Origin of the sequence: Streptomyces sp. RK62, assembly GCF_018070255.1 — a bacterium.
Lineage (GTDB): Bacteria > Actinomycetota > Actinomycetes > Streptomycetales > Streptomycetaceae > Streptomyces > Streptomyces nigra.
The window spans coordinates 111,463-122,110 of the sequence record NZ_JAGPYD010000015.1; the positions used below are offsets into that span (position 1 = coordinate 111,463).

At 71.8% G+C, this 10,648-nt stretch carries 11 protein-coding genes; all 11 read right to left on the reverse strand.

The features are described from left to right. Positions 1 to 138 precede the first annotated feature (138 nt). Complete coding sequence (nusB, locus tag KBY32_RS27250) at positions 139 to 573, reverse strand: transcription antitermination factor NusB (RefSeq protein WP_210981989.1); 435 nt, start codon at positions 571 to 573, stop codon at positions 139 to 141. 2 nt (positions 574 to 575) lie between these two features. Next, positions 576 to 1,142, reverse strand: a complete 567-nt coding sequence (gene efp, locus KBY32_RS27255) for an elongation factor P (RefSeq protein WP_015661807.1) — start codon at positions 1,140 to 1,142, stop codon at positions 576 to 578. Between the two features lie 51 nt (positions 1,143 to 1,193). After that, a complete protein-coding gene (locus KBY32_RS27260) occupies positions 1,194 to 2,300 on the reverse strand; it encodes an aminopeptidase P family protein (protein WP_210981990.1) in 1,107 nt (368 codons plus the stop codon). 339 nt (positions 2,301 to 2,639) lie between these two features. Next, entirely contained in the window at positions 2,640 to 3,485 is an 846-nt protein-coding gene (locus tag KBY32_RS27265; protein ID WP_115506505.1) for a Pro-rich N-terminal domain-containing protein, read from the reverse strand. A 168-nt stretch (positions 3,486 to 3,653) separates the two neighbouring features. Then, the gene (gene aroB / locus KBY32_RS27270; protein WP_055623773.1) at positions 3,654 to 4,745 is read right to left on the reverse strand and encodes a 3-dehydroquinate synthase; all 1,092 of its coding nucleotides are present in this window, start codon (positions 4,743 to 4,745) and stop codon (positions 3,654 to 3,656) included. After that, positions 4,742 to 5,260 carry a shikimate kinase gene (locus KBY32_RS27275; protein WP_210981991.1) on the reverse strand — a complete coding sequence of 173 codons (519 nt, stop codon included), beginning with the start codon at positions 5,258 to 5,260 and terminating at the stop codon, positions 4,742 to 4,744. The genes aroB and KBY32_RS27275 overlap by 4 nt, the downstream gene beginning before the upstream one ends. After that, positions 5,257 to 6,441 (reverse strand): chorismate synthase, encoded by a 1,185-nt coding sequence (gene aroC / locus KBY32_RS27280; protein WP_055623775.1) that lies wholly within the window; start codon positions 6,439 to 6,441, stop codon positions 5,257 to 5,259. The genes KBY32_RS27275 and aroC overlap by 4 nt, the downstream gene beginning before the upstream one ends. A 182-nt stretch (positions 6,442 to 6,623) precedes the next feature. Then, positions 6,624 to 6,974 carry a hypothetical protein gene (locus KBY32_RS27285; protein ID WP_210981992.1) on the reverse strand — a complete coding sequence of 117 codons (351 nt, stop codon included), beginning with the start codon at positions 6,972 to 6,974 and terminating at the stop codon, positions 6,624 to 6,626. 55 nt (positions 6,975 to 7,029) lie between these two features. Continuing rightward, the gene (locus tag KBY32_RS27290; RefSeq protein WP_308293801.1) at positions 7,030 to 7,881 is read right to left on the reverse strand and encodes a shikimate dehydrogenase; all 852 of its coding nucleotides are present in this window, start codon (positions 7,879 to 7,881) and stop codon (positions 7,030 to 7,032) included. A gap of 14 nt (positions 7,882 to 7,895) precedes the next feature. Beyond that, positions 7,896 to 9,629: an endolytic transglycosylase MltG gene (mltG, locus tag KBY32_RS27295; protein ID WP_210981993.1), complete on the reverse strand. Its 1,734-nt coding sequence runs from the start codon at positions 9,627 to 9,629 to the stop codon at positions 7,896 to 7,898. 528 nt (positions 9,630 to 10,157) lie between these two features. Next, the gene (gene ruvX, locus KBY32_RS27300; protein WP_055623832.1) at positions 10,158 to 10,622 is read right to left on the reverse strand and encodes a Holliday junction resolvase RuvX; all 465 of its coding nucleotides are present in this window, start codon (positions 10,620 to 10,622) and stop codon (positions 10,158 to 10,160) included. Positions 10,623 to 10,648 lie beyond the last annotated feature (26 nt).

The following is a 10,648-nucleotide window of genomic DNA, read 5'->3' on the forward strand; positions in this document are numbered from 1 at the left end:
CCGAAGGGCCCGCAGCGCGGATGCTGCGGGCCCTTCGGCATGTCACCTGATCGATCTCATCGATCTGATCGGGCTGATCGGGCTGATCGGGCTGATCGGGCTGATCGGGCTGATCGGGCTGATCGGGCTGATCGGAAGCTACGCGTCCTCGCGGCGCAGCGACGGCTTCAGATCCTTGAAGCGGCCGAGCAGGCCGTTCACGAACGACGGCGACTCGTCCGTGGAGAACTCCTTCGCCAGCTGGACCATCTCATCCAGCACGACCGCGTCCGGAGTCTCGTCGACCCAGATCAGTTCGTACGCGCCGAGGCGCAGGATGTTGCGGTCCACCACCGGCATCCGGTCCAGCGTCCAGCCGACCGAGTACTGCGCGATCAGCTCGTCGATCCGCCGGGCGCGCTCGGCGTAACCCTCGACCAGCAGCATCGTGTACTCGCTGACCGGCGGCTGCCGGGTGTCCTCGCGGGACAGCCGGACCCAGTCCGCGAGGACGGTGAGGACGCCGACACCGCGCTGGTCGCCCTCGAAGAGGATCTGGAAGGCGCGCTTACGGGCCGTGTTGCGGGCAGCCACGGTTAGCTGTTCACCCGGCCGAGGTAGTCGCTCGTGCGGGTGTCGACCTTGATCTTCTCACCGGTGGTGATGAAGAGCGGGACCTGGATCTGGTGGCCGGTCTCCAGGGTGGCGGGCTTGGTGCCACCGGTGGAGCGGTCGCCCTGGACGCCCGGCTCGGTCTCCTGGATGACGAGCTCGACGGCGGCCGGCAGCTCGACGAAGAGCACCTCGCCCTCGTGCTGCGCGACGGTGGCGGTGAAGCCCTCGATCAGGAAGTTGGCGGCGTCGCCGACGGCCTTGCGGTCGACCATGAGCTGGTCGTAGGTCTCCATGTCCATGAAGACGAAGTACTCGCCGTCCATGTAGGAGAACTGCATGTCGCGCTTGTCGACGGTGGCCGTCTCGACCTTCACGCCGGCGTTGAAGGTCTTGTCGACGACCTTCCCGGACAGCACGTTCTTGAGCTTGGTGCGCACGAAGGCCGGGCCCTTGCCGGGCTTGACGTGCTGGAACTCGACGACGGACCAGAGCTGGCCGCCTTCGAGCTTGAGCACCATGCCGTTCTTGAGGTCGTTCGTGGAAGCCACGGTTGCGGAATCTCCTGGACTGACGTGGACGACCCCGGCGCACGCACCTGCCTACAGGGCGAGCAGCTCCTTGGTCGTGATGGTGAGTAGCTCGGGTCCGCCGTCCGCCTCGGGGCGGACGACGAGCGTGTCATCGATCCGGACGCCGCCCCGGCCCGGGAGGTGGACCCCCGGTTCGACGGTGACCGGCACGCAAGCGTCCAGTTTACCCATGGCCGCGGGGGCCAACTGCGGGTCCTCGTCGATTTCGAGTCCGACACCGTGGCCCATGAGCGACGGCAGGCCCTCATGGTGCCCGGCGGAGTCCAGGACCTGGCGGGCGGCACGGTCCACGTCGCGGTAGGCGACGCCCGGCGTCAGGCTCTCCCGTCCGGCGCGCTGAGCGGCGAAGACGAGGTCGTACAGCTCGATCTGCCAGTCCGCGGGGGACGTGCCGATCACGAAGGTACGGCCGATCTCGCAGCGGTAGCCGCGGTAGGTGGCGCCGAGGCAGACGGAGAGGAAGTCGCCCTCCTCGACCCTGCGGTCGGTGGGCCGGTGCGCACGGCGTCCGGAGTGGGGGCCGGTGGCGACGGCCGTCGGGAAGGCGGGGCCGTCGGCGCCGTGGTCGACGAGGCGGCGCTCCAGCTCCAGGGCGAGGTGGCGTTCGGTGCGGCCCACGAGGATGGACTCGAGGAGTTCGCCGAGGGCCTGGTCGGCGATCTCCGCGCCGATCCGGAGGCAGGAGATCTCCTCCTCGTCCTTGACGACCCTGAGCTGTTCCACGGCGGTACCGAGGCCGGCCAGGCGCAGTTGCGGCGCGGTCTCATGGACGGCCCGGTGCCGGGAGACGGTGAGGTGGTGCTCCTCCACGGCGAGCGAGTCCGCGCCCTGTGACGCGGCGAGGCCGGCTGCGGCGACGGCGGCGTCCCCGCCGGGGCGGGGCAGGGTGTGGATGAGCAGCGCTTCGTCGGGGCGGCCCTCGTAAGGGCGCTCGTCGGGCGGCTCGGCGCAGACGAGCAGGTCTTCGGTCTTGCCGAGGAGCAGCACGGCGCCCCGTGGGGCGGCGCCCGCGAGGTAGCGGACGTTTGCGGGGCGGGAGATCAGCGCGGTGGCGCTGCCGCTGGCTTGGCAGCGGTCCCTCAGGCGGGAGCGGCGGGTGGCGTACACCTCTGACATGACCCGAGCGTATGAGCTCCGCGGGGTTGGCGCCGGTTGGGAGCGGCTGAGTGGGCGGTGCGGGTGTTGTTGTCGGCCTCGGCCGGTGGGGGGTGCTTGCGCAGTTCCCCGCGCCCCTGGGGGGGTGGTCGTGGTTGCTTTTCGACCTTGGGCCGGTGGGGGTTGATCGCGCAGTTCCCCGCGCCCCTGAGGGGGTGGGTGGTCCCGCTTGTTCGTCGGGCTCCGGCCCGTGGGGGCTCCCCGCGCCCCCAGGGGGGTGGGTGGTGGGCCTCGTTCGTCGGCCTTCAGCCTGTGGGGGTTGATCGCGCGGTTCCGCGCGTCCCTGAGAGGTGCTGGTGCTTACCAGGCTGGGGGGCTGGCGAGGGAGCGGGTGAGGACCTCGTCGAGGATCTGGGCTGTCTGGGGGACGTCCAGTTGGGAGTTGTCGATGATGGGGAGGCCCGAGCCGTACCAGCCGGCCATGCGGCCGTGGATGCGGGCGACCTCCTCGTCGGTGAGGCGGCGGTTGCCCGAGCGTTCGGCGTTGCGCTCCAGGACGATCTCCAGGCCCGGGAGGAGGACGACCGGCAGCAGGCCGGGGCCGACATGGCGCTTCCAGCCGCCGAGGCCGACGACCGGCCGGTCGGGGAAGACGGCGTCGTCGAGGATGCACGAGATCCCGTTGGCCAGGAAGTTGCGCGCGGCGAAGCCGCAGGTGCGGCGGGCCAGGCGGTACTGGGCCTCGGAGTGGTCGTTCCAGCCGGACTGGGGGTCGGCGAAGCCGGAGCGGACCCACTCACGGACGTCGTCGAGGCTGATGTGGGCGGTGGGCACCCGGCGGTGGTCCGCCCAGTACTTGGCGACGCTCGTCTTGCCCGCGCCGGCCGGGCCGATCAGCAGCACCGCGAGGGTCGTGGACGCCGGGTCGGGGGCCGTGGTGGCGGGTGGGGCGCTGGGCATGCCGACGGGGCCGCCGGGCGGCAGCGGGACATGGCCCGTGGTCTCGGGCGCCGGCGGGCCGTAGCCGTGCTGCGGGGCGGGCGCCGGGGGCCCTGGGGGTGCGAAGCCCGGCGGCACGGGCGCGGCCCCCTGCTGCGGCGCGGGCCCCTGCTGGGCTCCCTGCGCTCCGGGGTGGTGCGCGGCCGGCGACCAACCGTGCCCCGGCTGGTGGGGCGGCGGCAGCGGAGAACCCACTGCGTGCTGCATCCGGTGCCACTCCGTCTCGTCGTCCATGGCCATTGGCGCTGGCAGCGGGGCCCGGCCCCGCTCCCTACCGAACGGTACCGCCCCCGGCCGTCCTTTGGTGAACGGCCGGGGGCGGTCCGAAGTGCCCATCGCCACAGGCGAATCGGACACAATCGTGCGTCCGTGGACTTACTGGCCGACTTCGCCGTACGCGCCGAGCAGCACGGCGGGGTCCGGTCCCTCCAGGACGGTCGGCTTGGCCAGGCCGTCCAGGACGATGAAGCGCAGCAGGTCACCGCGGGACTTCTTGTCGACCTTCATGGTCTCCAGCAGCTTGGGCCACTGGTCGTAGCGGTAGTGCAGCGGCAGCCCGACGGACTCGAGGATCGTGCGGTGCCGGTCGGCGGTGGCGTCGTCCAACCGCCCGGCCAGGCGCCCGAGTTCGGCGGCGAAGTGCATGCCGACGGCGACGGCGGCACCATGCCGCCACTGGTAGCGCTCGTTCTTCTCGATGGCGTGACCCAGCGTGTGGCCGTAGTTGAGGATCTCCCGCAGGCCGGACTCCTTGAGGTCCGAGGAGACGACCTCGGCCTTGACCCGGATCGAGCGCTCGATCAGCTCGGCGGTGTGCGGGCCCTCGGGGGTGCGCGCGGCCTGCGGGTCCGCCTCGATGAGCTCCAGGATCGCCGGGTCGGCGATGAAGCCCGCCTTGATGATCTCGGCGAGCCCGGAGACGTAGTCGTGGACGGGCAGGGAGTCCAGCGCGGCCAGGTCGCACAGGACCCCGGCGGGCGGGTGGAAGGCGCCGACGAGGTTCTTGCCCTCGGCGGTGTTGATGCCGGTCTTGCCGCCGACCGCCGCGTCCACCATGGCCAGCACGGTGGTGGGGATGGCGATCCAGCGCACCCCGCGCAGCCAGGTGGCGGCCACGAAGCCGGCGAGGTCCGTCGTGGAGCCGCCGCCGACGCCGACGACGACGTCGGTGCGGGTGAAGCCGGACTGGCCGAGCGCCTTCCAGCAGTAGGCGGCCACCTCGGCGGTCTTGGCCTCCTCCGCGTTCGGGACCTGGATGGCGACCGCCTCGAAGCCCTGTGCGGCCAGGTCGGCCCGCAGCGCCTCACCGGTCTCGGCCAGCGCCTCCGGGTGGATGACCGCGACCCGCTTGGCCCGGTCCCCGATCAACCCGCCCAGCTCGCCCAGGAGCTGACGGCCCACCAGGACCTCGTACGGGTCGCTGCCCGCGCTGCCGCCGACCTGGATCCGCGTCACTGCCTCGGTCATGCGTCCTTCAACTCCAGTGCGTCCAGCGCGGCTTCGGTGACTTCTTCGGGGGTACGGCCGTCGGTGGCCACGACGACCGTCGCGACCTCCTCGTACAGCGGGCGGCGGGCCTCCATGAGCTCGCGCCACTGCTTGCGCGGATTGACCGCGAGCAGCGGGCGGGCGGCGTTGAGGCCGGTGCGCTTCACGGCCTCCTCGACGTCCATGGAGAGGTAGACGACCCGCTGTCCGGCGAGCAGGGCCCGGGTGCCGGCGTCGAGGACCGCCCCGCCGCCGAGCGCCAGGACGCCGTCGTGCTCCTCGAGCGCCCGGCCTACGGCCTGCTTCTCCATCGCGCGGAAGGCGGCCTCGCCGTCGTCGACGAAGACCTCGGAGATGGTGCGGCCCTGCTCGGCCACGATGTCGTCGTCGGTGTCGCGGTAGCCGACGCCGAGCCGCTCGGCCATCAGCCCGCCGACGGTGGACTTGCCCACCCCCATCGGCCCGACCAGCACCACCACGGGCGCCCCGCTCATCGGATGGCCAGGTGGTCGAGGTACGACCGGACGTTGCGGCGGGTCTCGGCGACCGAGTCGCCGCCGAACTTCTCCGCGACCGCGTCCGCGAGGACGAGCGCCACCATGGCCTCGGCGACGATGCCTGCGGCCGGGACCGCGGAGACGTCGGAGCGCTGGTGGTGGGCCTGCGCGGCCTCGCCGGTGGTGACGTCGACGGTCTTCAGGGCGCGCGGCACCGTGGCGATCGGCTTCATCGCGGCGCGGACCCGCAGCAGCTCACCGGTGGTCAGGCCGCCCTCGGTGCCGCCGGAGCGGCCGGAGGTGCGCCGGATGCCGTCCTCGGTCTTCACGATCTCGTCGTGCGCCTTGGAGCCGGGGACGCGGGCCAGCTCGAAGCCGTCGCCGAGCTCGACGCCCTTGATGGCCTGGATGCCCATGAGGGCACCGGCGAGCCGGGCGTCCAGCTTGCGGTCCCAGTGCACATGCGAGCCGAGGCCCACCGGCACGTCGTAGGCGAGCACCTCGACGACACCGCCGAGGGTGTCACCGTCCTTGTGGGCCTGGTCGACCTCCGCGACCATCGCCTTGGAGGTGTCGGCGTCGAGGCAGCGCAGCGGGTCGGCGTCCAGCTTCTCGACGTCGGCCGGGGTCGGGTAGACGCCCCGCGGGGCCTTGACGGAGCACAGCTCGACGACATGGCTGACGATCTCGATGCCGGTCGTCTCCTTGAGGTACGACCGCGCCACAGCGCCCAGCGCCACACGGGCGGCCGTCTCCCGGGCGGACGCACGCTCCAGGATCGGCCGGGCCTCGTCGAAGCCGTACTTCTGCATGCCGGCGAGGTCGGCGTGGCCGGGGCGGGGCCGGGTCAGCGGGGCGTTGCGGGCGAGCCCGGCCAGGATCTCCGGGTCGACCGGGTCGGCCGCCATGACCTGCTCCCACTTGGGCCACTCGGTGTTGCCCACCATGATCGCGACCGGGGAACCGAGGGTGAGGCCGTGCCGGACGCCGCCGAGGAAGGTGACCTCGTCGCGCTCGAACTTCATGCGCGCACCGCGTCCATAGCCGAGGCGGCGCCGGGCCAGGTGGTCCGCCACCATCTCCGTGGTGATCGGCACGCCGGCGGGAAGGCCCTCCAGCGTCGCGACGAGTGCGGGGCCGTGGGACTCCCCCGCGGTCAGCCAGCGCAACCTGCTCAACGGTGCTCCTCGATGCTCGCGCCCTGGTACTGCACTGCGTACGCGCGTCTGCGCGTACCGCGACGGCGGCCAGGTGCGCGGCCCGGGCCCGCCACCTCCGATCCTCCCACGTCCGGGCCGGGCCACCGGCCGCCGGTCCATCTGGCGGACGGCCGGTGGACGGCCGGCGGACGGCGGCGGGGTCAGACGGAGGGCTCGCCCTGGCGCCGCGGCGGGGCGTAGGAGCCGAGGAAGTCGGCGCCGCTCGGCTGCCCGGCGGGTTGCTGGGGCGGCTGGGTCTGCTGCTGCGGGGCGTACGGACCGAGGAAGTCCGCTCCCCTGGCCTGCGCCGGCTGGGGCGCCATGACGGGCGCCTGTCCCTGGCGCCGCGCACGCCGCTGGTCGAGCTTGCGCTTGCCCTTGAAGACCCAGGACCCCACCACGAGGAGCACGACCAGGATCAGGACGGGAATCTGGATCCAGTCCGGCATGAACTGGAGGACGATCTCGAATATCTCGCTCTTGCCGGACGCGATCGGCACACCTGTGGACACGGTGTCGTGCTCCCCCTGTGAAAACTGCTCCGCCCCCTGCGGAACTCAGCGGATCCTAGCGGTCCGCCAGCGCGCGCTCCCCCGCTTTTCGCATCGCCTCCAGCGGTGCCGGGGTGCGCCCGGTCATCTGCTCCACCTGGAGCACGGCCTGGTGGACCAGCAGGTCGAGGCCGCTGACGACGGCCCCGCCGAACATGGACCAGCGAGCCGCGAGCTCGGTCGGCCAGGGGTCGTACAGCACGTCGAAGAGGGTGGCGGGGCGCTCGGGCACGGCGTGGGCGAGGGCGTCGGTGGTGCCCGCGGGAGTCGTGGCGATTACCAGCGGGGCGCTCAGCGCCTCGGCGGCGTCGGCCCAGTCCGCCGTACGGACCTCGATGCCGAGCCGCGCGCCCCACTGCCTCATCTCGGCGGCGCGCGCCTGGCTGCGGACGTACGCCACGACCTCGCCGGTGCACACCCGGGCCAGCGCGGCCAGCGCCGAGGACGCGGTGGCGCCGGCGCCGAGGACGGCGGCCGAGCCGACCTCCTCGATGCCGCGTTCCCGCAGGGCGGCGACCATGCCGGGGATGTCGGTGTTGTCGCCGACGCGGCGGCCGTCCTCGGTGACGACGATGGTGTTGACGGCCTCGACCGAGGCGGCCGTCTCGCTGATCTCGTCGAGCAGCGGGATGACGGCGCGCTTCAGCGGCATGGTCAGCGACAGCCCTGCCCACTCGGGACCGAGCTCGGCGAGGAAGCCGGGCAGGGCCGCCTCGTCGACCTCGAAGCGGTCGTACGACCAGCCGGTGAGCCCGAGTTCGGCGTAGGCGGCGCGGTGCAGCACCGGGGACAGGGAGTGCCGGATGGGGGAACCGAGCACCGCCGCCCGGCACCGCCCGCCGGTCGCGGCCTTGGCGGAATCGTTCACTGCGTCCGTCGTTCCTAGCTCTTCTTCCTCGACGCGTTGAACTGCTCGACCAGCTTCTCGTGGTCCTTCAGCGTCTTGGTGAACTTGCTGGTCTTGCCGTCCAGCGAGATGAAGTAGTACCAGCCGTCCTTCGTCGGGTTCAGCGCTCCCTTGAGCGCGTCCTCACCCGGGTTGTCGATGGGGCCGGGCGGCAGACCCTTGACGAAGTACGTGTTGTACGGATTGTCGTACCGCCGCAGCTCGGCGATGCTCAGGTCGATCTTGCTCTGGTTCTTGATGTAGTTGTACGTGGAGTCGAACTCCAGGGAGCCGTAGGTCTCCGGGTTCCCGGGCTTGAGGCGGTTGTAGACGACCTCGGCCATCTTGCGGAAGTCGTCGTGGCTGGTGCCCTCGGCCTGGACCAGGCTGGCCACGGTGAGCACCTCCCAGGGGTTGTCGAGGCCGAGGCCGGCGGCCTTCTTCTCCAGCCCCATCTCCTCGTACTTCTCCGTGGCCCGCTCGACCATCTCCTTGAGCACGGTCGCCGGCTTCTGGCCCTTGCTGGCCGCGTAGCTGGACGGGTAGAGGAACCCTTCCAGCGGGTCCTTCACATTGGGCCGGTCCAGCGCCCAGTCGGGCAGGCCGAGCTTCTTGTACTGCGTCTTCGCGACCTTGGCCGTGGTGCCGTCCGCGACCCCGAGGCGCTTGTCGATCAGCGCGTAGACGGCGACGTTCCGCGAGCCCTCGGCGATGATCAGGTTGGACCGGCTCTTGGGGCTGAGCATCAGCTCGACGGCGCTGGCCGCCGACATCTGCTTCTGCATCGTGTAGACGCCGTCCTGGATGGACTTGCCGTCCGCGTTGTCATTCTGCGCCGACACGAACGCGTCCACGCTCTGGATGACACCGGCCGCCTTGAGCTTCTGCCCGATGACGTACCCGCCCGCGCCCTTGGGGATGACGACGGTGACCTGCTGGCCGTTGCCGTCGCCCGCGTAGTCCGGCGCCGGGCCGAAACGGTCCTGGTAGAACTGGTAGCCGAAGTAGACGACCCCGCCGGCCACGCCCGCGAAGATCAGGGTCAGGACCAGGCAGGCCGGTCCGCCGCGACGTTTCTTCGGTTTCTTGCCGCCGCGCCCCGACCGGTCGCCACGGCCGTCCCCGTCGTCGTCATCGTCGTCGCCGCCTCCCGCGAAGAAGGCGTGTTCGCCCTGGTCGGGGCCAGGGTCCCAGCCGGTGTCCGGCTCGGGCTCGGGCTCGCGCCCGGGGGCGCGCCGGGTGGGCGGCTCCGGCGGCGGATAGGCGTCCTGCGTGCCGTAGTAGTCCTGCTGCCCGCCCCCGTAGGCGGCCTGCTGCTGCGCGTACGGGTCCTGCGGATGGCCGTACGGGACCTGCTGGTGGCCGCCCGTGGCCCAGCCGCCCTCGTACGACTGCTGCTGACCGTGCCCTTGCTGCTGTCCCTGGCCCTGCTGCTGGCCGTACCCCTGCTGCTGGTCCGCGTACTGCTGCGGGTACTGCTGCCGGCCGTACCTGGTCTGCTGCCCGTCGTTCCACTCGTTGTACTGCTGCTGCGCCTGCTGGGCGTAGTACTGCTGCTCGGCGTAGCGCTGCTGGTCGTACTGCTGCTGCGGGTCGGCGTACTGCTGCTGTCCGTCGCCGTAGCCCTGCTGGTCGCCGTGCTGAGCCTGCTGGGCGTTCCACCCGCCGTCACCGAGATACGGGTCGTCCTGCCAGCGATCGGAGCCGTCGCCCCGGCCGTATTCAGTCATCGGAGCGGTCGACACGCCGGAGTTCGCCGTGGGGTGCGAGGCCGTGCGTGTCTTCCTCCTCTCGGGTGAAGCGGCCGAAGCCGTCGGCCCGTCGCGGCAGGTGGGCCCCGTGGTGTCGCCCGACGACGTCAGGGCTAGCACTGTTCATGACAGGAGTGTCCGTATGTCCGGACACCGCTCGCCGCAGCATTGCCTGGTGGATGTGCGCCCCTAGAACTCGTGGTCCGACCGGCAGCGGGCCACGCACGGGCCGCGGGCCGGCCTGCCCGGCCAGGCCCGTGTGGGTCCGTCCACGCACCTGAAGCGTGGTCACCGATCGCACCTCCTCCACGCGGTGACCGGGGCCGGTCGCACCGCTTCCGCCGTCGGCGGCGGGTCCCGGCCTGCAGGCCGGGGGCGGGTGACCGGTTCCCTGGAACCGCGAGACGGTCGGTCCCTGAGCGATCGGGCTCAGTTGCCGTCCGGTCTCCGTAAGTACGGCGGCTGTTCGACCGCTGCCGTATCGCGCGGAACGTTACCGTATCGCGATCAGATAACCACTTCGACGCCCTCGCCGGGTGCTTTGCCTGACACCCGTTCGGATTCGAGGGCCTGCTGCAGGATGATCACCGCCGCCGCCTGGTCGATGACCGAACGGCCCTTCTTGGACTTCACGCCGGAGGCGCGCAGCCCCTGACTGGCCGTCACGGTCGTCATCCGCTCATCGACGAGTCTGACCGGAACGGGCGCGATCATGCGGGCGAGTTCCTGGGCGAAGCCCCGGACCTTGACCGCGGCCGGGCCCTCGCCGCCCTTGAGGGAGCGGGGCAGACCGACGACGACCTCGATCGGCTCGTACTCCTCGACGAGCTGCCGAAGGCGCCGCTGGGCCGCCGGGACGTCCCGGCCCGGGACCGTCTCCACCGGGGTGGCGAGGATCCCGTCCGGGTCGCAGGAGGCGACGCCGATCCGGGCGTCGCCCACGTCGACGGCGAGGCGCCGGCCGCGGCGCATGCCCCGGCCGTCGCCGCTCGCCTGTG